At 59.7% G+C, this 20,978-nt stretch carries 18 protein-coding genes; 7 read left to right on the plus strand and 11 right to left on the minus strand.

The genetic code is table 11. From position 1 onward, the window contains the following. The first annotated feature begins 21 nt into the window (after positions 1-21). Together N2601_RS22965 and N2601_RS22970 are read left to right on the plus strand one after the other, a co-directional pair. A complete protein-coding gene (locus tag N2601_RS22965; protein WP_260305049.1) occupies positions 22-1,623 on the plus strand; it encodes a glucosamine inositolphosphorylceramide transferase family protein in 1,602 nt (533 codons plus the stop codon). An 88-nt stretch (positions 1,624-1,711) separates the two neighbouring features. Next, on the plus strand, positions 1,712-3,220 hold the full coding sequence (locus N2601_RS22970; RefSeq protein ID WP_260305050.1) for an arylsulfatase B: 1,509 nt from the start codon (positions 1,712-1,714) through the stop codon (positions 3,218-3,220). A 63-nt stretch (positions 3,221-3,283) separates the two neighbouring features. Here the strand turns inward: N2601_RS22970 and N2601_RS22975 are convergent, their stop codons facing one another. Together N2601_RS22975 and N2601_RS22980 are read right to left on the minus strand one after the other, a co-directional pair. Next, positions 3,284-4,054, minus strand: a complete 771-nt coding sequence (locus tag N2601_RS22975) for a 4'-phosphopantetheinyl transferase family protein (RefSeq protein ID WP_260305051.1) — start codon at positions 4,052-4,054, stop codon at positions 3,284-3,286. Continuing rightward, positions 4,041-5,225 carry a DegT/DnrJ/EryC1/StrS family aminotransferase gene (locus tag N2601_RS22980; protein ID WP_104826644.1) on the minus strand — a complete coding sequence of 395 codons (1,185 nt, stop codon included), beginning with the start codon at positions 5,223-5,225 and terminating at the stop codon, positions 4,041-4,043. The genes N2601_RS22975 and N2601_RS22980 overlap by 14 nt, the downstream gene beginning before the upstream one ends. A gap of 215 nt (positions 5,226-5,440) precedes the next feature. Between N2601_RS22980 and N2601_RS22985 the strand changes: the two genes are divergently transcribed. After that, a complete protein-coding gene (locus tag N2601_RS22985; RefSeq protein ID WP_104826645.1) occupies positions 5,441-7,156 on the plus strand; it encodes a GMC oxidoreductase in 1,716 nt (571 codons plus the stop codon). 31 nt (positions 7,157-7,187) lie between these two features. On the opposite strand, the gene N2601_RS22990 is transcribed toward N2601_RS22985, so the two are convergent. The 5 genes from N2601_RS22990 to N2601_RS23010 all read right to left on the minus strand — a co-directional run bounded on the left by N2601_RS22990 (position 7,188) and on the right by N2601_RS23010 (position 10,929). Beyond that, entirely contained in the window at positions 7,188-7,601 is a 414-nt protein-coding gene (locus N2601_RS22990; protein WP_104826646.1) for a GFA family protein, read from the minus strand. 17 nt (positions 7,602-7,618) lie between these two features. Then, positions 7,619-8,098 (minus strand): SRPBCC family protein, encoded by a 480-nt coding sequence (locus tag N2601_RS22995; RefSeq protein ID WP_104826647.1) that lies wholly within the window; start codon positions 8,096-8,098, stop codon positions 7,619-7,621. Next, on the minus strand, positions 8,095-8,424 hold the full coding sequence (locus N2601_RS23000; RefSeq protein WP_104826648.1) for an ArsR/SmtB family transcription factor: 330 nt from the start codon (positions 8,422-8,424) through the stop codon (positions 8,095-8,097). The genes N2601_RS22995 and N2601_RS23000 overlap by 4 nt, the downstream gene beginning before the upstream one ends. 107 nt (positions 8,425-8,531) lie before the next feature. Next, positions 8,532-9,353 carry a methyltransferase, TIGR04325 family gene (locus N2601_RS23005; RefSeq protein WP_104826649.1) on the minus strand — a complete coding sequence of 274 codons (822 nt, stop codon included), beginning with the start codon at positions 9,351-9,353 and terminating at the stop codon, positions 8,532-8,534. Between the two features lie 55 nt (positions 9,354-9,408). Then, positions 9,409-10,929, minus strand: a complete 1,521-nt coding sequence (locus tag N2601_RS23010; RefSeq protein WP_104827871.1) for an oligosaccharide flippase family protein — start codon at positions 10,927-10,929, stop codon at positions 9,409-9,411. A 312-nt stretch (positions 10,930-11,241) separates the two neighbouring features. Between N2601_RS23010 and N2601_RS23015 the strand changes: the two genes are divergently transcribed. After that, positions 11,242-11,376 (plus strand): hypothetical protein, encoded by a 135-nt coding sequence (locus tag N2601_RS23015; protein WP_260305052.1) that lies wholly within the window; start codon positions 11,242-11,244, stop codon positions 11,374-11,376. On the opposite strand, the gene N2601_RS23020 is transcribed toward N2601_RS23015, so the two are convergent. The 4 genes from N2601_RS23020 to N2601_RS23035 form a co-directional block, all read right to left on the minus strand. Next, positions 11,366-12,058: a sugar transferase gene (locus N2601_RS23020; protein ID WP_104826650.1), complete on the minus strand. Its 693-nt coding sequence runs from the start codon at positions 12,056-12,058 to the stop codon at positions 11,366-11,368. The two genes, N2601_RS23015 and N2601_RS23020, sit on opposite strands and share 11 nt — an antisense overlap. Before the next feature lie 148 nt (positions 12,059-12,206). Continuing rightward, positions 12,207-13,493 (minus strand): glycosyltransferase family 4 protein, encoded by a 1,287-nt coding sequence (locus tag N2601_RS23025; RefSeq protein ID WP_260305053.1) that lies wholly within the window; start codon positions 13,491-13,493, stop codon positions 12,207-12,209. 4 nt (positions 13,494-13,497) lie between these two features. Then, positions 13,498-16,764, minus strand: a complete 3,267-nt coding sequence (locus N2601_RS23030) for a nucleotide-binding protein (RefSeq protein ID WP_245464181.1) — start codon at positions 16,762-16,764, stop codon at positions 13,498-13,500. 33 nt (positions 16,765-16,797) lie between these two features. Beyond that, complete coding sequence (locus tag N2601_RS23035) at positions 16,798-18,135, minus strand: polysaccharide biosynthesis/export family protein (RefSeq protein ID WP_104826652.1); 1,338 nt, start codon at positions 18,133-18,135, stop codon at positions 16,798-16,800. Between the two features lie 318 nt (positions 18,136-18,453). On the opposite strand from N2601_RS23035, the gene N2601_RS23040 reads away from it, so the two are divergent. From N2601_RS23040 to N2601_RS23050, 3 genes are all read left to right on the plus strand, one after another. After that, complete coding sequence (locus N2601_RS23040) at positions 18,454-19,683, plus strand: glycosyltransferase (RefSeq protein WP_104826653.1); 1,230 nt, start codon at positions 18,454-18,456, stop codon at positions 19,681-19,683. Positions 19,684-19,752: 69 nt separating this feature from the next. Then, on the plus strand, positions 19,753-20,034 hold the full coding sequence (locus N2601_RS23045) for a type II toxin-antitoxin system RelB/DinJ family antitoxin (protein ID WP_104826654.1): 282 nt from the start codon (positions 19,753-19,755) through the stop codon (positions 20,032-20,034). Between the two features lie 77 nt (positions 20,035-20,111). After that, complete coding sequence (locus N2601_RS23050) at positions 20,112-20,963, plus strand: phosphate/phosphite/phosphonate ABC transporter substrate-binding protein (protein ID WP_311319464.1); 852 nt, start codon at positions 20,112-20,114, stop codon at positions 20,961-20,963. The last annotated feature ends 15 nt before the right edge of the window (positions 20,964-20,978 follow it).

The following is a 20,978-nucleotide window of genomic DNA, read 5'->3' on the forward strand; positions in this document are numbered from 1 at the left end:
AACCGCATAGGAAACGCGATCATGGATATGACCAGGCCTTTGAGGATCGGTGTTCTTGCCGGGCATAAGGACGGCTTTGAGAATTGGGAGCTGATGGTTTTTGACCGGGTTCTTGCCGATCCGCGCTTCGAGCTCGTCACGCTGCTGGTTCATCCACGGGCTTTCGGTAACCGGAAGACGTCGTCGCTGTTTGCCTTGGAAGCACGGCTGGAGGGTAAACTGCTCGCCCGGCAGCCTGCCTATATCCCGAAGCATTTCGATGCCGGCCGCCAGCGCGTCGACTATCTCGAAGCCATTGGCGGCCGCAACACGACCGATGGCAGCGTCGCTTCCGCATTACTCAAGCGTCTCGATCTCGATCTGGTCATACGCACCACGCCGGAGGGCTTGCCCGACGACGCGATCCGGGCACTGCCGTTTGGCGAATGGGCCTTCAATTTCTCCGATCAGCGATCGGAACATGCCGATTGGTACAGCTATGCCGATGTCATTGCCAGGGCACCGGTGACGGACCTGACGCTTTATGCCAAGCGCGGCGGTGAAACCCAGCTTGCTCAGATCGCTACCTCATCGTTCAACATCAAATTCAGCGCGGCGCGCAATGCCGCTTTCGTGCGGGAGCGTGGCGTGACGCTTTTGATGCGCGAACTTGGGCGTTTGGCCGATACGCGTCAGCTCGACACAACGGCATTGGCGCGCCCGCCAGTCACTTCAGCCCCATCATTCGGCGATCTCTTCCGCTATACCGGCGCATTGTCAGGTTATCTCTCAGGAAAAGCGCTTAAGGTATTGAAATCAAAACTACGCTTCGGTTCGTCAATCTGGACGCTCTATACCGGTCGTGGGCGGATTGATGATTTCGATCCTAGCCAGGCGATCGAAATCCCGCCGACCAAGGGCGACATCAAGGCCGATCCCTTCCTGTTTCAGCATGATGGTGAATGCTACCTGTTTTACGAAGCCTATGCGGATGGCGACCGCAAGGCGCATATCGCCGTTGGCCGCTTCAACGGCGACAAGATTGAGCGGCTCGGCGTGGCGCTCGATTGTCCGCACCATCTCTCCTATCCGTTCGTGTTCCGCGACGGCGACGACATCTTCATGATGCCGGAGGCGCATCAGTCGCACCGGCTCGAGATCTGGCGCTGCACCGAATTCCCGCTGAAATGGGAGCTTTATTCCACCGCCCTCGAAGGCCAATCGGCTGCCGACAGCATTCTGACGCGTCACGGCAACAAATGGTGGCTCTTCACCAATCTCTCGGATCATCACGCCTATGAAGATCACTGTAACGAGCTCTATGTCTTCGAGGTCGACGGTCCGGAGCTGAAGCGCGTCGTGCCGCATAAACGCAATCCCGTCGTCATCGGCAGCACCGTGGCCCGCAATGCCGGGCGCATCTTCGAGCGCGATGGCAAGATCTACAGGCCGTCGCAGCGAAATTCCCATGGCCTCTACGGCTACGGGCTGAACATCATGGAGATCGAAGAGCTCACGCTCGATCATTATAGCGAACGCTGCATCCGCACGATCACGCCGGACTTCAAGACCGGGCTTCTCGGCTGCCATCATTTCGATGCAGCGGGCGGGCGCTATATCATGGATGCGAGATTGAGCATTTAAAACCTGTCGCGCGGGTGATGATCATCAAAGAACTGTTCTTGCACGAAATGCTGGGCAAAGGCCGTCCAGCGAGGGGGAGGCAGAACTGATGGACAAGGACGCTGACAACAAGGCCGATCATGTCGGCCCACAAGGGTTTACGCGCAGGGCGGTGCTCACGACTGGCGGTTCGCTGGCGGCGGTGCAAATCGCTGGCAGGATGGGCGTGGGTGGATTGGCCGCAGCGCTTGCTTCCGGAACAGCCGCGTTGGCTCAGTCGACCAAGCCAAACATTGTTTTTATCCTCGCCGACGATTTGGGCTGGAAGGATGTCGGGTTTCACGGCTCTGACATAAAGACGCCAAATATCGACCAACTGGCGGAAAAAGGCGCCCGGCTTGAGCAATACTACGCCCAGCCCATGTGCACGCCGACCCGGGCGGCGTTCATGACGGGCCGCTACCCGTTCCGCTACGGCATGCAGACCGCCGTCATTCCCCAGGGCGGTACCTACGGCTTGGCGCTCGATGACTATCTCTTGCCGGAAATGTTGAAGGAAGCAGGCTATGCCACCGCCGCGAGCGGCAAATGGCACCTCGGTCACGCCAAAACGGCATTCTGGCCGCGCCAGCGCGGCTTCGATTCATTCTATGGCGCTCTGCTTGGCGAGATCGATCACTTCACGCATAAGTCGGCGAACGGCAATGCGGATTGGTACCGCAACAACGAAGCCATCGAAGAGGAAGGATTCGACAACGTCCTCTTCGCTACCGAAGCCGTGCGAGTGATCAACGAGCACGATCAGTCGAAGCCTTTGTTCCTGTATCTGGCCTTCACGTCGCCGCATACGCCCTTCCAGGCGCCGAAGGAATATATTGAACGCAACAGCCACATCGCCGACGAGAGCCGGCGAAACTATGCGGCGATGATCTCGGTGATGGACGATGGCATCGGCAGGGTCGTCGAAGCTCTCGAAACGCGCGGCATGGGCGAGAACACGCTCATTGTCTTTCACAGCGACAATGGCGGCGTGGTCAATGCTTTCTTTGCAGGGGAAAGCGACGTCAAGGGCAAGCTTCCGGCCGACAACGGTCCTTACCGGGAGGGCAAGGGGACGACCTATGAAGGAGGTACGCGCGTCGCTGGCCTGGTCAACTGGCCGGGAAAGATCAAGCCTGGTACCGCCGACGGAATGATGCATGTCGTTGACATGTACCCGACCTTGGCGGCTCTGGCCGGTGCCAAGCTCGGCAAGAACAAGCCGCTGGACGGGATGGACATGTGGCCGATGCTTGGCGAAGGAAAGCCATCGCCACGCACCGAGATCGTCTACAACATCGAACCAATGACGGCCGCCGTGCGCCAGGACGATTGGAAGCTTGTGTGGAAGGCGACATTGCCGCCGAAACTCGAACTCTTCGATCTTTCGAAGGATACGTCCGAGACCACAAACCTTGCCGATCAGAACCCCGAAATGGTCCAGAAACTGCAGGCGCGGATCATCGAGCTCGCCTCACAGATGGCTCCGCCGCTCATCATGCAGGACGCCGTGCGATTGCTTTTGCATTCGGACACGGTGCTGCCCGACGCGGCTGAAATGTTCAATGTCGGAGATTGATGGGCAATTCTTTCGTGGCGGCAAACGCGGTTTTGCGATAGCGACACGCGTAAAATCAAGAACCTAAAGCGCGCGGAGCGAATCCCAGAGATCGCGATGCGCTTTAGGCGTCTCATCCTCATCGCTGCGATAGCGCAGGCCGACCGGACGACCCTTTGTGAGAGCAACAACAGCGCCGGCGAACGTCGCCGGTGTTTCAAGCTCGAGAATCCGCCAGTTGAAAGGCGCGTCTGGATCGCCCTCTAGCCGCTCCAGTCTCGGTTCACTTGTCCAATCGAATGTTACGTCGAAACTGTCGAGCGCCAGCGAGAGCCCCTCGCCATGCGCCTTGACGAAGGCCTCCTTGCGCGTCCAGCAGCGATAGAAACCGTCGAGATAGGCCTCCGGCGGCAGTGCCCGCAGGGTCAGGCATTCCTTACGGGAAAAGAAACGACCAGCGATGTCTTCCTTGAGGAAGCGGATTTCCTCGACATCGATGCCGAGCTCGTAGCGATCAGAGATCGCTAGCGCCGCAAGATCGGCGCTGTGGCTCAGATTGAAGTGGAGGGGAGTGCCGCCAGGGAAAGCGACGTAAGGCTTGCCATAGTCGTTATACGTGAAGGACACTTTTTGCGGCGACAGGCCGAGATACTGCCCGAGGATGGATCGCAACCGTCCCCTTCCAACTATGAACCGTTGTCTGTCTCGTTCGCGCACGAAGCGCGCAGCTCTTGTGAGCTCTTCAGCGGACAAGAGCGCTGCGAACCCATCGAGCTGAGATGGCGTCGCATCGAGGCTCCAGGTCCAGACGTCGATAACGTCTGGACCGATGATTTCGAAACTAGGTTGTTGCATAGGAGAGCTTGCCGCTGGCGGTCGGGCCTTGGCGAACCATGCGCCGTGCCAAATATGCCATCAGCGCCGCCGGATAGTTCTCGCCCAGGCTGATGCGGCAAGTGCGCTTCAGGATATCCAGCGTCTGCGCGCACATGTCAGGCGTATATTCGATCTTTCGATCCGTCCAATTATAGGGGTTCATTGCAGGGTGGCCGCTGCGCTGTTGCAGCACCGGCTGCCAATTGGTGTAGACGTGGCGGCTGGAATCGTAGAGTCGATAGACGCCACGCCTGTTTTCCTCGGCAAACTGTCTGGCGTCGTCGGGCGTTTCGAAGATGACATGCAAGCCGGCGGCGTTGGCGACATCATTGTGCGGACCGATGCGCATCCTGTCACTCTTCGACAGGATCTCGGTCATCATGTCGTAGCGCTTGCGCATGCGCGCAATCATCGGATCGAGCCGCTTCAGTTGGACGCGCAGCATGGCACCCTGGATTTGGCTCGCCTTGAAATTCACGCCGAGCATCGGCGGTTCGTTGGCATTATCGAGATGGCCGCGAAACAGCGAGCCGATGTCGTGATACATGCGCGCCCGGGCAAAAAGCTGCGGATCGTTGGTAACGACAGCGCCGCCTTCGCCGATATTCATGTTCTTGAACTGGTTGAAGCTATAAGCGCCGAGGTCGCCGATCGTGCCCGTCCGCTTGTTCTTGTAGGTCAGCCCGACGGCCTGGCAGGCATCCTCGATGACAAGCAGATTATGCTCGCGGGCGATGTGCATGATGCTGTCCATGTCGCAGACCATGTTCGACATGTGCACGGGAATGATCGCCTTCGTCTGCGGGGTGATTTTGCGGACGATGTCGGCAGGGTCCATCGTCAATGTCTGGTCGATGTCGACCAGGACCGGCACGGCGCCGGCGGCCAGAGGCGCGGCGGCGGTGGCGATCCAGGTATAGGCGGGCACCAGCACTTCGTCGCCGGGGCCGATGCCGGCCGCGACCAACGCTGAAATCAGCGCCCCGGTACCGCTGCTCATCGTCAGCGCATGCTGTACGCCGAACTTGGCGCAGAAATCGGCCTCGAACCGCAATAGGGGACCGCCTGTGTCGTCGCCATAGCGCGCCAATTTTCCCGACGCAAATACCGGCGCAAGCGCCATCCATTCCCGCAATCCGACTTTAGCCATATCTTCGCTCCCGATGAAATCAGCGGCTCTCGTCTTTGAGCCTAGCGCCCGTTCGCTCTGTTTTCAGCATGGCTTTCCGGCCAGAAAGGCTTGGTGCAGAGCCAATCGACCTATCCAAAATCGGTAGCTCACATACGCATCTATGCCTGATTGGACGATTATCCGCGAAGCCGCGATTCCGATAGAAAAACAAGGAATTGTGGGAGAATGTTATCATGGCGATCCGAGACCTCAGATCAGCCCGGGACAATACGCTGCTACATGCCGATATCGCCATCGTCGGCGGTGGTCCCGCGGGCATCACCATCGCACAGGAATTTGCAAATACGCCAGTTCGCATCCTCGTCATCGATAGCGGCGGCCTCGATTACGAGCCCGAATTGCAGACACTGAACGCGGTCGAAAATATCGGCGAGCCTGTTGCGCGCGCCGGCATCGAGCCGGTTGGGCGCGGTTACAGCGGCGGCTTGGAGTGGTTGAACGAGATACCGGCCTTCGAGCTGCGCAACCGGCTTCTCGGCGGCAGCACTCATACGTGGGTCGGCAAATGTGCTGCTTTCGACGAGATCGATTTCGCAAGGCGGCCGTGGCTGTCGCTGTCCGGCTGGCCGATCGGGCGCGATGAGCTGCAGATAGCGCTGGATCGTGCCGGCGACCTCCTCAATCTCGGACCCAATCTTTACGACGAGCGCCTTTATGAACGGCTGCATTCCCGCCCGACCGATCTTGGCATGAACAGCGATCTTCTCCGTCCGTTCTTCTGGCAATTCAGCCATGAGCGGAATCGGCGCGGCGAACCGATGCGCTTCAACAGATGCGCGCGCAAGATCAATGCGACGAATATCGATTTTCTGACACATGCGACGGTGACGGAGGTCGTTCTCGACCACAATGGCCGCCGGGCCACGTCCTTGAATGTGACGAGCCTTGAAGGAAACAAGGCCATCGTCGACGCCAGGACGATTGTACTTTGCGGCGGCGGCATTGAGAATGCCCGATTGCTGCTGGCCTCAAACACGTTGATGAGGTCCGGCATTGGCAACAGCCGGGATGTCGTCGGCCGCTATCTTGCCGATCATCCCCGCACGTCGCTTGCCCGCGTCACCGGGCGCGATATCGATCGGATCGCCCGGCATTTCAATTTCTATGGTCTGTCGCATAAAGGGCGAACGCATTTTTATCTGCAGGGACTGTCTCTCAGTCCGGACATGCAGGTGCGGGAAGGTCTTACCAATTGCGCGGCCTATCCGGTCCAGATCCACGCTGACGACGACCCGTGGGTTGCGCTGAAGCGCGTGGCGCACGGCTCACACCGGACATTGGCGCATGATCTTTCGGCCATCGGACGATCGCCCGGAATGATCGCATCCGGCCTCTACAACAGGCTGATCCGCAAACGCGGCTTGCCGCACCGGTCGACCGAGCTGCGTTTCGACGTCATGGCGGAGCAAAAGCTTGACCCCGAAAGCCGGGTCACGCTTTCGCACACACGTGATCGCTTCGGCAGGCCTCTGCCTCGAGTGGATTGGAAGATAGGGCCTTGCGAAATCAAGAGCATAAAGCGACTGGCGCAAGTGATTTCAAAGGAATTCGGCCGCATCGGCTTGCCGCGGCCGCAACTCGCCGACTGGATCGCCATGGATGACGACGGCAGCGCGGCTTTCATGGATATGGCGCATCCATCCTGCACGACGCGCATGGGAACCGATCGCGCGACCAGCGTCGTCGATCCGAACGCGATGGTCCATGGTGTCGACGGATTGTTCGTCGCAGGCAGTTCGGTCTTTCCGACGGGCGGGCACGCCAATCCGACATTGATGCTGTTGACGCTGGCAGTCCGCCTCGCCGATCATCTTAAGGCGAGGCATGCAATCGAGAGGCCCTATGTCATTGCTGAAGGATTATCGTCGGTCATGGTGAAGACAGTCTGATGTCTCTATTGATCTTCAGGTTCAAGCTGTCTCACCTCGGTGGCATCTTGTCGAATTTCGGCAGTGCAGGATCGAGGTGATCCCAGGCATATCCGGCCGCGGTCCAGGATACCAATTGCGGCTCATAGCGGCTTGGCTCATCGAGGCTTGCTGGCGTGACGATGAACACATCCGGCATGTCGGGAAACGTCATATAGACGGACGAGCCGCATGTCGGGCAGAAGCCGCGCCGCTTCACGGTTCCGCCGTCACCAACGGTCTGCCAGTGCGACGCTTCTCCCTCGACCTTCACCTCAGCCGCAACAAAAGTCAGATGCGATTGATGGCCGGTGCCGCTGTCGCGCTGACATTGCCGGCACTGGCAGTCAACCATGACGGCTGGTTCGCCGGCGATTTCGTAGCGGATCGCGCCGCAGGCGCAGCCGCCGACATAGAGCTTGTTCATGTCGTTCTCCTATTGCTTCAATGCGATGTTTGCGAAGACGCCTCTTCGGCGACCACCATGTCGAGCCTCTTGACCACCTTTTTCCAGCCTTCGCTCATGTTGCGGTAGGCGGTATCGTTCTTCGGAAGCACGAAGCCGGAATGGACGAGGCGCAGGCGCGTGCCCGCCTCGGCCTTGGAGAGGGTGAAGGTGACCACCGTGTCCAGTTTTGAGCCGTAACCATCATTGGCCGCATGGCCGCCCCTCCAGGCATAGGACAGCCGCTCATTCGGCACGACCTCCAGCACCTCGCAGTGAATGGTGCCGTCCCATTCGCCTGCGGGCGTGGTTTGAAAGGTGAAGTGGCAGCCGGCCACAGGCTCGAAACCCTTCGGCGCCATCAGCCAGCGGCTGATCAGTTCGCCGCTGGTCAAGGCCTTCCAGATGATCGCCGGCGCATGCGGGAAAACTTCTTCGGCCACAATGGCCTGCGTGTCTTTACTCACGGCTTGGTTCATGGGTCGATTTCCTTCAGCAGGTTTCTCAGATCGGCAAAGCGTTCGCGCCAGAAGACGCCATAGTGGCTCATCCAGTCGACCAGCGGCTCCAGGCCATCTGGCTGGGCACGATAATAGACGTTGCGACCCTCGGGGCGCTCGCAGACAAGGCCAGCCTGTTTCAAGGACTTGAGATGTTGGGAGATGGCGCCCTGCGTGACACTGCTGCCGCGGGTCAATTCGACCACGGTGATCTCGTCGGAATTGACGATGCGCTCGAACACGGCCCGCCGGGTGGGATCGGCAAGGGCGCGCATGACGGCAGTTATGGTGTCGGTTTCGATCATGAGAAATCAAATAGCAAGGACTAATCGATTAGTCAATACTATTTGATTTGATCCATGCACGAAGGGGCGGCTCTCGCCACCCCCTTGACTGCGTTCCGGGAATATCTCTAGCCGAGGCGGAAATAGAAGCCGGCGCTTTCGCTCCGTCCCAATTCCGGATGGGTGTCGATGAGGTGAGACAGAGATGGGATCGCCCAGCGGTCGACCTGCGTGTAACCGAGCTGTGTCAAATCGCCGAGGAAGGTGGCTTCGTCGCGCATCTGATAAGGCACATAGGCGCCGCTTATTCGTTCCAGCGTCACGACCGTGCCTCTCTTGTGGAGGGCGACCTTGTTGAGGATCACATGCCGGGGCAACGCCGGCAGGCGCTGCAGCAGGCTGGAGAGCGGCACATCCAGATATTGCATCAAGCCGGAGCCCAGGAAAAGCGGTATGCCGGCGGCTTCCTCGATGCGGTCGACGAAGGTGAGGCCGGTCAGACCATCGCGCTCCGCCAAGCGCCGTCCGGCGCGGGTGAAGGAGGGAAGATCGTAGACGACCCAACGGAAGGAGTCGTCGAACTGCAACAACGGCCGGAAAGCCCTGTATTTCGTTCCCATATGGCCGCCGGCGTCGATTACACCGTCAACCTCCTGCATCAGGTTGCGCATCCAGAACATCACCGGATAGTCCCATGGCAAGACCTGGCACATTTTGGAAAAGCCGACATTGGTGATTTCCTCGTGGTCGTAACCGGCCATCGGCATGGTCTTGGCGGCGGCAAAGGCAGCTTCGTAGGAACTGTAAGCTCCGGTAAATCGCCGCGGAAATGGCGATAGATACCGCAGGCGCCCGCCGGCCGCACGCAGCGGCGACAAAGACCGGCCAAGACTGCGGACCGTTTCGCCAAGGATCGAGCGCTTGTTCTCTGACAAAGATGCCGTCGCCATTGTCATGTCCTCAACTGGCCTCGAACGGCCTTTCTCGTTTTGAAAATTGTCAGGCCTATCGTCGGCCGACCGCAAAGATCGGGATCGGGATCCCTATCAATTTCTGAAGGATCGCAAGGGTGAGAACGTAGGTCGCTCCGCCGGACACCACTTGGATCGCCAATGTTGCCAGGTGCCGCAGCGCAGACGCTTCGGCGAGATAACCGAGCGAATAGACCGTTGCCGCCATGGCTGCGATGGCAACGGCAACGTAGGCGCAGTCGCTAATCACCCGCCTCCATGCGAGGCCGCCATAGTTGCGCTGCAGATGCATCGATACCACAAAGGAAATCAGCGATGCCAGGCATTGGCTACCAGCCGCCGCCTCGACGCCGAAGGGCGCGAAGAGAACGATCAGGCCGACCGAGATAGCGCCGTTGAGCAACAGCGCGGCAGGCATATGCCTGATATTGCCGGACAGAGAAAGCAGCGGCTCGGTGACATAGCCGGGCGTCAGCAGCACCTGCTTGACCGAGAGGATCGTCACGAGGATCGCTGCCGGCGCCCATTTGTCGCCGAGCACCACGTCGATCAAGCTGGATGAAATCAGCGACAGCCCGAGATAGATCGGCGCCGAGATCGCCATCAGAAGGGTCATGAAGGTGGTCGCGGCGGGACCGACATCGCGGGATGTTTTGCCGTTGGCATCGATCTTGACGGTCGCCCGGCGGAACAACGTCCAGGCGAGCATGCGCGCCGGCTCGCCGATGAGTTCGGAGAAGGCGGCGATGATCCGTTCGGCAACGCGATAATAACCGGCTTCCGCGAGACCGAGAAAGCTGCCGATCGCCAGTGTGCCCGAATAGGAGCGCAGGAAGATGATCAGCCGGTTTGCCAGAATATGACGCGAGAACTCGAGGATTTCGCGCGCGAACGGAAAGGTGAGGCGTGGTTTGGGATACCAACGTGCGACGATGGCAGAGGCGAATACGCCGACGAGCAGTGTCGCAAGCCTTCCCGCCACGAGGGAGAAGACGTTCCAACCTATCCACAGGCCGAGCATAGTCACGCCCAGCCCGGTAAGCTCGGATGCGATACGGATTGCCGCCTGTTTGCGCAACTGCCCCCTCGCGACCAGCAGTCCGTCATAGACGACTGAAAGCGAGGAGGGCAGGAACCAGCAACTGAAGAGGCAGAGCAGCATGCCTTCCCAGGGCTGATGGAAGACAAACCAGACGACCGCGGCAATCGAGAGGCCGACGATCGTTATCAGGATTCCGGAGATGACCGAGATCGTGCCGACCTGGTCGAGCTCGTCCCGCGTGCACTCCGTTTTCATGATGAACTCGCCCCAGCCGCCCTCGGCAACAACGACGAGCAGGATCACGATGGCGGAGCTATAGGCGTAGAGGCCGAATTCGGCAGACTCCAGCACACGCGCTGCGACGAGGAAAACGACGAGCTGCACGACCTGGGAGACGATCTTCGAAACCAAGGTCGAAGCACCGTCGCCGATGACGGACGGCAAGCGCAGGCGAAGCCATCGCGGCAAACCGAATCGGCCGGAAGATGGAGGGGGAAGGGGCATCCCGTCCATCAGCGCACCGCCTGCGTCGGAGAAAAGAAAGGCAAAACCCCTCCGTTTTTCCACCGCTGACTCATCGCGGCCCCATAATATTGTGTGGGTTTCTTTAAGAAAAACCAGATTTTCTTAAGATAAATCATGTAACGTTCCCATTCGGAACACAATCTTGCGCCAAGGGGAACGCTCCAAAAACTAAGCAAACTGGCGTTGAACGGCCTAACGTTACGTAAGTTGCGACCTGGGCCTGAGAAGATGTTTTTGGTTGGTGTTCGCCCAACAGAGGGTTTTTCGTAAACTGTCATGAGACAACATGCAGAACAGGTTATGAAGGACGTCGATCCCGATCGCACGGCAGCCGGGCGCCGGCGCTTTCCGCGCCGGAAATTCGTGCTCCGTTGGCTGCTGATACTGTTTTGTCTCGCGGTCTGGGCTGCGGTCGCCATCTTCTTCATTTGGTGAGTCGTTCCTTTTCATTGCGGGCAAGCAGCACGACGCCGACGGTCTTCCAGAGAATGGCGACGTCCGTCCAGAATGAGCATGCATGGTAGTAGTCGACATCGAACTGTACCCGCTCCTCATAGGAGGTGTCGGCGCAGCGGTTGACCTGCCATAGGCCGGTGATGCCGGGCTGTAGTGCCAGGTAGCAGTACAATTGCGATCCGTAGCGCTCAAGTTCCGCGGCCACCACCGGGCGTGGCCCGACCAAGCTCATCTCGCCACGCAGCACGTTGAGAAGCTGCGGCAGTTCATCGGCGCTGCTCATGCGCAGATATTTGCCGAGCCAGTGGACGCGCGGATCGTTCATCAGCTTCTGCGTGGCCAGCCATTCCCTCTTCCGTTCCGGCTCCCGCTCCAGCAACTCAGCCAGGCGCTTGTCTGCATCCTTGCGCATGGAACGGAACTTCAGGCATTGGAACGGGCGGCCCTCTCGGCCGACGCGGGTATGGCGGTAGATGATGGGGCGGCCATCGACCAATAGCAGCGCGATGGCGATTACAAGAAGCGCCGGGGCGAGAAACAGCAGGCCTACGGCCGAAAGCAGTATATCGACGCTACGCTTGGCGCGGCTGCGCCTTGCTGTCTGTTTCAAATCACGAAGCGGTTGCTCATCATGAGCATAGCCATCAAAAGCCGACAGCATCTCTTGAACCTCTCGACATTGCCGAACCGTTTCACAAAGCTGCCAGTTGCCCTCAAGCTTGACAATTGACCCTGCGGGTATTGCCCTAGTCCCATTGACGTAAAGCCGGGAAAGCACGGCTAGGTCGGCAGGTAATTCGTCTACTCAACTAACCGATTGGTGATTGTCCAGCAGCTTCCGGATAGTCCTCGGCGAGGGCAGCGGAGGCGGCCGTGCGCTCGAGAATGCGGTCGTAGAGGGTGATCAGTGCGTCCCGCCAGGAGGCCGGTGTATGGGCAAGACCACTGGACCGGCGCATGCAGTTGACGCTCATCAGGCGGATCAACATGTTATCGCCTGCAAGGCGGCGCATCGCGCCGGCAAGCGTTTCTACCTTGCCGCTTTGAAAGGTCAGTCCACAGCCGAGCTCGGCAATTTCGTCGCCGAGAAGCGCCGCGTCTGGAAGGATGACCGGAATACCGCTGGTCACCGCTTCCAGCGCGGCGAGCCCGAAAGGCTCCGGAACGCGCGAGGAAACGACGAGTGCTCGGGCATTGCCGATGATGTCGCGCATCTCCTCCTTGGATTTCCAGCCGTGAATGACCACCTCCGGATAGTCGCGCTCCAGCAGCGCGCGGCCCGCGCCGTCGCCGATGATGTGGAGACTTATGCCGGCAAGCCGCGCCGCCATGGCGGCATCCTCGAATCCTTTTTCCGGTTCGAGCCGACCGACGAAAAAGAAATCGCGTTTCTTCCATGGCTGCATCGGCTGCTTCAGAAAGGGTTCGACCGGATTGCGGATGATCTCGATATTGTCTGTTTCGATACCGCTACGGTCGAAATAGTCGCGCATGCGCTGGTGCACGATGACGATATTGGCCGGCGTTTGATGAGTGGGGTAAAAGTGCTCCCGCAGCACATGCCGCGCCGATCGCCAGACCTTCTCGTGATAACCGCGCTTGTCGCACTGCGTCGTCAGGCATTGCATCGACATCGGCGTGAGGCGGCACACATCGTTTTTTCGATAGTTCGCAAAGCCGCCGTTCGGGCAGGATAGGAAATAGTCATGGGCGTGCAGCACGACCCGCTCGCGCACCGGCCACAGCGCCCGAAAGATCGACGGCGAAAGGATCTTCGACCAGCCATGTACATGGTAGATCGTAGCTGGCGTGTCCTTTCGGGTGATGAGATCCTGCAGCGCAGTATAGGCGCTCTTGCTGTATAGTCCGCTGGCGAGGGCGTTCATCCGGCCTTGCTGGGTCAGTGGCAGGCCATCGAGATTGATGGTGTCCAACGCCGGCGGATTGTCGCCGGCGGTGTCGCCGGCGAAATAGGTGACTGGAATTCCAGCGTGTTGCAATAGATCGGCAGAAAGGATCGCCAGATTCGATGCTCCGCCAACTTTGACGGAGCGATCGTTGATGATGACGACCCGATCGGGACGGGGTGGGCTCACGAGATTACTCCAGCGCTTCGACGTTTTGCGGCGCAAGCCTGCCCTTCAGCAGATCGAGACAGGCCATCGCATTGCCCTTCAGCCGTCCCTTGCGGTCGACCCACGGCTCGGGCCGCCAGGCTTTGACGAGGTTGGCGGCTAGGTTGCGGCCGATCTGGATGGACGCGTGACGGACGCTCATGGTTCGCTTGCGCATGAGATAGACGGGATTGGCGATTTGCGAATAACCGAGCCGGACGCCGGCCGAGCGGCCGACCTTCGTGCCGAGATGCACGCCTTCCAACTGCTTGGCGCTGACCACTTGGCCGTAGCGGGCGACGATCCGGCTGAAATCGACATCCTCGAGCCAGCCATAGAAGGGCAGGTTCTCGTCGAAGCGCAGATTGCCGGCTTTGATGATCGTGGTGCGGACCGCCATGTTGCAACCATAGGCGTTGTAGACCGGCTGGAACTGGGCCGTCGGATCCGACCGCCGCCGGCTCTTCGATTCCACCATTCGCAGCCCGTCGCGAACGGAGATGCCGGGGCCGGTGATCCCGTCTGCAAGCACCGTGCCGGTGCACATGACGATGTCCGGATGGAATTGGAACAGCCGTTCCGTCTCCTCGAGGTAGTTCGGCGTCATCAGGAAATCATCATCGACGAAGAGGACGACGTCCGAATCGGGAATGTTGTCGAGGATCCGGTTGCGCTGGCGGCAGAGTCCCCGTTCGGAAATCAGCACGCGCACCGGAAAATCGAGATCGCGCAGGCAGCTCGGATCGATGTCCTCCGGCGAGGCGAGGCAGACGACCACTTCGTCCGGCTTGCGCGTCTGGCGCGCCATATGCGGAAGGATCGAGGACAGGATGTCCCGCCGGCCGGCACTGGCGATGCCGACGACCAGCTTGAGCGGGCGGCCAGCCGGACGGCCTTCGAGCCGCTTGGCGGAAAAGCGAGTTTCGCGCGGCTGCGGCTTGCGCCACCAGTGATGGCGCTCGGCATGCCGGCGCTTTTCGCTGCTGCGGTTGGCGATGATGCCGAGGATATTGATCGGCGTCGTACCAAAGCTTGCAAGCGCGTCGGACAGCCGCTCCACCGTCATCTTGTTGGTATGGCCGACAACGACGACGATGCCTTCGAGATAGGAGCAGATGACGCGTGTATCGGCGGAGTCTTCGAAGGCCGACATGTCGACGATGACCACCTTGTAGCGCCGGCGCAGCAGATCGATTTCCGCCTTGAGCGCCGGCAGATGGCCATAGCGCTGGAATGCGGCAACGGATTTCTCCGTCTCGTCGACCGTGACGACGGGAATGCCGCTGCCATAGGGCTGCGACGACAGCCTGTCGATCTCCGGATCATGATCGATCGTTGCGATGGACAAGCCGTTTTCATGTGCGACTGAATAACGCCGCGGCACTTCGTTCATGCGCAGCAGATCCATGCCGAAATCCGCGCCCGATTCCATTGCCACGCCGCTGAGGCGGGCATTGAGGAAATCGGCGTCGACCAGCACCACGGATGTGCCCTCGTTCTGATAGAGCTGAGCGAGATTGGTCGCGATCGTCGTCTTGCCTTCGCCTGTGCCGACCGAAGTGATACCAATCACCATCGGCGCATTCGGCTGGAAGGCGGAGTCGACCGAATGTTTTACGCCACGCAAGGCTTCGGAAAATTGCGAGTAGGGTGTATCGAGCACGGATCTCAGCGGTGACATGGTTCGTCGCCACGTCGAGCCACCGCCTACGATATGGCCGGGCACGAAGGACGGGCCGGCATAGACAGGCACATGGCCGAGCGAGGTGATGCCGAGTTCGCGCCGCAGCTTTTCGCTGGAGCTGACGCGCCGGTCCATGCCGTCACGCAGCAGCGCCATCCCAAGTCCCAAGGCAAGGCCGAGCATGGCGGAGAAAGGAATGACGATCGAGGATTTCGGCCAGTTCTTCGTCAGCGGCACGGCGGCAGCCGTCACGATGCGGGCATTGCCGAGCGGGAAGGATTCCTTCTGCAGCGCGCCGATCAATTGCTGCAGGATGCTTTCATACATGCGGCGATAGGTCGTTGCGCGGCTCTCCATTTCGGAAAGTTCGACACGCGCCAGGTTCTTGTCGGTACCGGTTTCCGTCAGCGCGGCCAGCTCGTCGTTGAGCAGCTTCTCCCGGGTTTGGGCTACTTCCAGATTGGAGCGATAGACCGCTTGGATGCGGGAAAACTCCCTCTGCATCTCGCTTTTCAGCCGATTGATCTCGTCCTGCGCAGCCGCGATTGCCGGGTTGCCGGCATCATACCGGCTGGTCAGGTTGTTGAGCTTGGTCGTTGCAGTGCTCAGATCTTCCTGCAGTTTCTGTATGCGCGGATTGTTGATCGTCTCGTCGACATCGCCCTCGACCTTCTCGCCGGCCATAAGCCGGGTGAGCGTCGCAAGCTTGGCGGATTCTGCGGCCGTCTGTGCCCGGGCTGCCAGCGCCTGGCTACTGATTTCGGACAATTGCTGCTGATCGAGCGAGGAGGAGGCGCTGATTTCCATGATGCCGTTCTTGGCACGGAACTCTTCGACGCTCATTGCGGCCTCGCGGGCCTGCCGCCCGACCTCGATCAGCCGCGTCTCCAACCATTTCGCGCCGCTTTGTGCGGCGGAGGCGCGCTCGGTCAGCCCCGTGCGGATATAGGCGGCGGCGATCGCGTTCGCCGCCAGTGCCGCCTTACGCGGATCGGTGGAACTATAGCCGATTTCCAGAATGTAGGATTGGCCGACACGGTTGACCGAGACCCTGGAGAGAAACGAGGCCATAGTGCGGCGCATCAGATCGTCTTGGGTCGGGACAGGCTTTACTTCTTCGTCGTGGCTGTGGGTGAAATAGGCGCTGATGCTATGCAGTTTGTCACGCAGGGCTCCCTGCCACGACATGCCCCCGACGATCTCGGGGTCTTCACTGAGATTGAGCTTCTCGATCACCGCGCGGGCGATGGCCTCCGATTTGACGATCTCAACCTGGCTGGCGATTTCCGCAGCCTCGATGATGACCGTGCCGCTGAAGGCGTCCTGGGACGCAATGCGGCCTTGTTCCGGATCCATCACCAGGCGGGTTGTAGCCTGATAGATCGGCTGGGTGGTCATCACGTAGTATGAGCCGATGCCGAGCCCCATCGCGGTAAAGGTGATGAAGATCAGCACATGACGCTGCATGAACCGCCAAATATCGCGAAAGGAAATATATTCGCTTCCGTTTGATCGCTTGGCCTCGGATTGAGCTCCGGGTACGCTTTTACCAATCTCGTGAACTGCCATGATACTTCCGCCCGACCTTGCTTTTGATGGTGGTTATTGGGATTGCGTGGGATCGATCGAGGACAGCACCGTGCCGTCCAGGCTGCCGGAAACGTTGTAGCGAACATCCAGCACATCGCCCGGCTGCACCTCCGTCGTTTCTTGCACCTCGGTTGTGGTGCCTGCATCGCCGCCGCGCGTGATCCAATATTCGAGCGGCTGGAGATCGATCGCCTTCATGCTCTGGGAGCGAGACAGCGAAGCGCCGGCGATCTGCAGCAGTTGCAGCGTCGTGTTGCGCTTCAGCTTGGTGTCTTCGATTTCGGTTTCGGTCGCCTGCAATTGCTGTCCGACCTCGGTCTTGCGCTGCCCTTTGAGGTTCAGCGCATCGCGTTGGGTCTCGCTGAGCTTTTGCTTGGCCTGCATCGAGGCGACGACGAGATCGAGCTTGCCGCTCTGCATGTCAGCGACGACGCGTTCCAGGGAGGTCTTGCGCGAGGTGGTGAGGATCTTCGTGTCGACCAGCTTGGAAATGTCCTGCAATTCGTCCTGGGCGATCTTCACCTGCTCGTCCTGGGATGTCATTTTCTCGTCGAGAATGTCGATCTCGTTGCGCAGCAAGGTTTCGAGCTCGGCGGCAGCTTGAAGCTGTTGGCGCATCGCCTCGGCCCTGGCATTGAAGACATCGATTTCGCTGGTCATGATCTGCTTGATGGCCGAGCCTTCGGGCGCCGCCTTGATTTCCATCGGAAAATCGATGGTCGTCTGGTCATTCAGCTCAGCCATCAACCGGGCGCGCCGAGCGCCGAGCTGCTTCAATTGCAGCTCCATCCGGTTAATCTCGCCGGCATAGCTGATCTGCTGCGCATTGTTATATTCGCCGGTCGGACTGGTGCGGCGCTCGCGGCCGCCGGCCATAGCAACGGCCTGCTTGACTGTCAGCCCCGGCCGGAATTCCAGCTCGCTCGGCTTCTCGACTGAACCGGTGACGTAGATCATCGGATATTTCACCACTTCGACGGACGCCGTCGGAGCGGTGGCAAGCCCGGTGATCTGCTTCAGCCGATCGCCGATTTCTGCGGAGACACCTACAGTGGTCTTATCGAGGACCGTCATCTCGCCGATCATCGGGATGGAGATCGTTCCGGATTGCGAAACGACATATTCGCCGTTCAGCGCCGTCCATTCCTTATATTCGCCGGTCGCGGCGACCCATTCGACGATCGCTACCTTCATCCGCGTCTGAGGCTTGATGTGATAGACATCGTCCGATGCGGCACTCGCTTTGTCGATAAAGGCGGTTCCCGAAAGTGCCAGGGCGAGGAACAGGCCGAGGATGGTGCCCGGCGTCTTCCGGCGGGCTTGTGCGTGAAGAGCAGAAATTGTCAACATGAGGCGCGATCTCGTTTTCGTGTCGGTCGCGCCACCGCCAACCCTGCCGCAGCGCTATGGACTGAGATCATCCCTTGAACGCTTTTCGAGTAAATCCCCTGCCGTAGGGTTACGGCTAATCCCTTCTGAGGAAGGAATGGGTGGGGCTCAGCGTTCGGGTAACAGCGAATATAACATTGAGTTTAAACTGTTTTTGGCCGCCTAGACCTTTTGGTCATGACCTTCCACCATTTGGATGCGATGGAGGACCGATGTGGGTTCTGTCGCATTGCCCGCCGCCCGCACAATGATGTCTCGATCAACGGCGGAGGAAGAAGGATGCGGGTAGCCATCGTTCATTATTGGCTGGTGTCGATGCGGGGCGGCGAGAAAGTGGTCGAAGCGCTCTGCGACATGTATCCGGACGCCGATATCTTCACGCTCGTCTATGATGAGAGCCGCGTCTCCGAAAAGATCAGGAGACACAAGGTCACGACATCGTTCCTGCAGCGCATCCCCGGCGCCATCAAAGGCTATCAGTCACTGCTGCCACTGATGCCCTTCGCACTGGAGAGCTTCGATCTCAGCGGTTACGATCTGATCATCTCCAGCGAATCAGGCCCGGCAAAGGGCATTATCCCGCCGCCGCAAGCAACGCACGTCTGCTACTGCCACTCGCCGATGCGCTACCTCTGGGACCACTATCATTTCTATCGCTCCAATGCCGGCCTTGCCTCGCGGCTGATGTTGCCGGTGCTGGCGCCGCTGTTGCGGACCTGGGACGTCAACACCAGCTTGCGCGTCGATCGCTTCATCGCCAACTCCCACCATGTCAGCGCCCGCATCGGCAAATATTACCGTCGCCCAGCAACCGTGCTCTATCCGCCGGTCTCGGTGGACGATTTCATCCCGGCGGCGGCAACGGAGGACTTCTACCTCTGCGCCGGCCAGCTCATTCCCTACAAGCGGATCGACCTCGCTGTCCGGGCTTTTACCAAGATGAACCGCAATCTGGTCATCATCGGCGAGGGCAAGGAAATGGAGAAACTCAAACGTTTGGCCGGACCGACCATTACCTTCCTCGGCCGTGCGCCGTTCTCGGTGCTGAAGGAGAAGTTGGCTCGCTGCCGCGCACTGATTTTCCCGGGCGAAGAGGATTTCGGCATCGTTCCGGTCGAGGCCATGGCCAGCGGCCGTCCCGTCATCGCCTTTGGCAGCGGCGGCGCGCTGGAAACGGTCGTTCCAGGCCTCAGCGGTATATTGTTCGGGGAGCAATCCGTGGAAGCAGTGGTGGACGCGGTGCATGATTTCGAAGATCACGAGGATGCTTTCCGTCCGGACGTGCTGCGCGCGCATGCGGCTCAATTCAGCCTTCGCAATTTCACGACAGGCATGCAGGCGATAATCGATGAGGAATTGCTGGCACGTAAACCGGTTCTGCCACGCAACGACCGGAGCACCGCTGCCATCCAACGCCTGTTCGAGGGACAGTTCCCAGCGCCGGCAGCGGAAACGCCGCAACGCGTCGCCACGACCGACCCGGTGACGGTGCACGCGCCGACTTTTTGATTTATATTCGGCCACTGGAAGATGTCATTCGAAATGCATGACATTGTTCCTCAGCCGAGGGAGGCTGAAATGGCATCGGATGTAATGGTCCAGACTCAAATCGACGCTGAAATCAAAGAACGCGCAGCGGCCGTTCTCGAGACCATGGGATTAACGGTCTCGGATGCCATCCGCATCCTGCTGACCCGTACGGCGAATGAGGGCGCCCTGCCACTCGAACTCGTCAGCAACAGCGCTGTCCACGATGCATGGCTGCGCGCGAAAGTTCTGCAGGCGCTCGAGGATGCCAGACCCGATGTCGATGATGCCGATGAGGAAAGGCATTTTTCCCCAGGGCGAAGGCACGCTTGACGTGCCCGACTATTGAAGGCGGACGCCTCGACGAAGCAAATGCACTTTCCGGGATGCGCCAGCATTCGGAGCGGTGTATGGGATCAGCAAGTCCTGCCGATCTCTTGAGATATCCCGTTATGCGCCTCAGCAACATTGCCATGTATACCGGTCAGCCGCCGCTTGTTGCCGCGACGGACGCTCTCTGGGCCTATATCGGCGACCGGCTGCGAAAAGCGGGCGTGGCGGATGTCCCCGAGACATTGGAGAAGGGCATCACGCATGACGAGGCCTGGGTGCAGCCTGGGCTGCTGCTGGCGCAGACTTGCGGCTTTCCCTATGTCAAATACCTGCGAGGCAGGGTCCAGCTTGTGGCGACGCCGGTCTATGACCTGCCGGGTTGCGATGGCCCGTCGATGCGCAGCTTCATCATTGTTCGCAAGGACTCGGCAATAGAGGCGCTTGCCGATCTTCGCGGACTGACCGCCGCCATCAACGATCCCGGCAGCAATTCCGGCTCCAATCTCTTCCGTGCGGCCATCGCGCCGCTCGCTAAAGGCAGCAGCTTCTTCGGTCGCGTCATCGAAACCGGCGGGCATCTGCGCAGTATCGATGCCGTGACCGACGGCAGAGCTGATGTCGCAGCGATTGACTGCGTCACCTTCGGCAATGCCAACCGCTTTGATCCCCACCGTGTCGCCGGTGTCCGCATTCTGGCGGAAACGGTCAGCGGGCCGGGCTTGCCGTTCATCACCGGCATGGAAACTTCGGCGGAAGAACTGACGCTGCTGCGCCAAATTCTCTCCGGCATCGCAAGCGAGCCCACGCTTGCGGATGTCCGCGATACCTTGTCGTTGCGGCGCTTTGAGGTGCTTGGCGATGCCGATTATGAGGCGTTGGCCGAGCTGGAGCGGCAGGCGATCACGTTGGGCTATCCCGTCATCGCCTGAGCCTGCTTTTAGGTC

The organism is Rhizobium sp. CB3060 (assembly GCF_025200735.1).
Classification (GTDB): Bacteria; Pseudomonadota; Alphaproteobacteria; order Rhizobiales; family Rhizobiaceae; genus Rhizobium.

Coding starts and splice junctions, on each gene's coding strand:
- N2601_RS22965 (WP_260305049.1), top strand. CDS start 22: ATGGATATGACCAGGCCTTTGAGGATCGGTGTTCTTGCCGGGCATAAG.
- N2601_RS22970 (WP_260305050.1), top strand. CDS start 1,712: ATGGACAAGGACGCTGACAACAAGGCCGATCATGTCGGCCCACAAGGG.
- N2601_RS22975 (WP_260305051.1), bottom strand. CDS start 4,054: ATGCAACAACCTAGTTTCGAAATCATCGGTCCAGACGTTATCGACGTC.
- N2601_RS22980 (WP_104826644.1), bottom strand. CDS start 5,225: ATGGCTAAAGTCGGATTGCGGGAATGGATGGCGCTTGCGCCGGTATTT.
- N2601_RS22985 (WP_104826645.1), top strand. CDS start 5,441: ATGGCGATCCGAGACCTCAGATCAGCCCGGGACAATACGCTGCTACAT.
- N2601_RS22990 (WP_104826646.1), bottom strand. CDS start 7,601: ATGAACAAGCTCTATGTCGGCGGCTGCGCCTGCGGCGCGATCCGCTAC.
- N2601_RS22995 (WP_104826647.1), bottom strand. CDS start 8,098: ATGAACCAAGCCGTGAGTAAAGACACGCAGGCCATTGTGGCCGAAGAA.
- N2601_RS23000 (WP_104826648.1), bottom strand. CDS start 8,424: ATGATCGAAACCGACACCATAACTGCCGTCATGCGCGCCCTTGCCGAT.
- N2601_RS23005 (WP_104826649.1), bottom strand. CDS start 9,353: ATGGCGACGGCATCTTTGTCAGAGAACAAGCGCTCGATCCTTGGCGAA.
- N2601_RS23010 (WP_104827871.1), bottom strand. CDS start 10,929: ATGGACGGGATGCCCCTTCCCCCTCCATCTTCCGGCCGATTCGGTTTG.
- N2601_RS23015 (WP_260305052.1), top strand. CDS start 11,242: ATGAAGGACGTCGATCCCGATCGCACGGCAGCCGGGCGCCGGCGCTTT.
- N2601_RS23020 (WP_104826650.1), bottom strand. CDS start 12,058: ATGCTGTCGGCTTTTGATGGCTATGCTCATGATGAGCAACCGCTTCGT.
- N2601_RS23030 (WP_245464181.1), bottom strand. CDS start 16,764: ATGGCAGTTCACGAGATTGGTAAAAGCGTACCCGGAGCTCAATCCGAG.
- N2601_RS23035 (WP_104826652.1), bottom strand. CDS start 18,135: ATGTTGACAATTTCTGCTCTTCACGCACAAGCCCGCCGGAAGACGCCG.
- N2601_RS23040 (WP_104826653.1), top strand. CDS start 18,454: ATGCGGGTAGCCATCGTTCATTATTGGCTGGTGTCGATGCGGGGCGGC.
- N2601_RS23045 (WP_104826654.1), top strand. CDS start 19,753: ATGGCATCGGATGTAATGGTCCAGACTCAAATCGACGCTGAAATCAAA.
- N2601_RS23050 (WP_311319464.1), top strand. CDS start 20,112: ATGGGATCAGCAAGTCCTGCCGATCTCTTGAGATATCCCGTTATGCGC.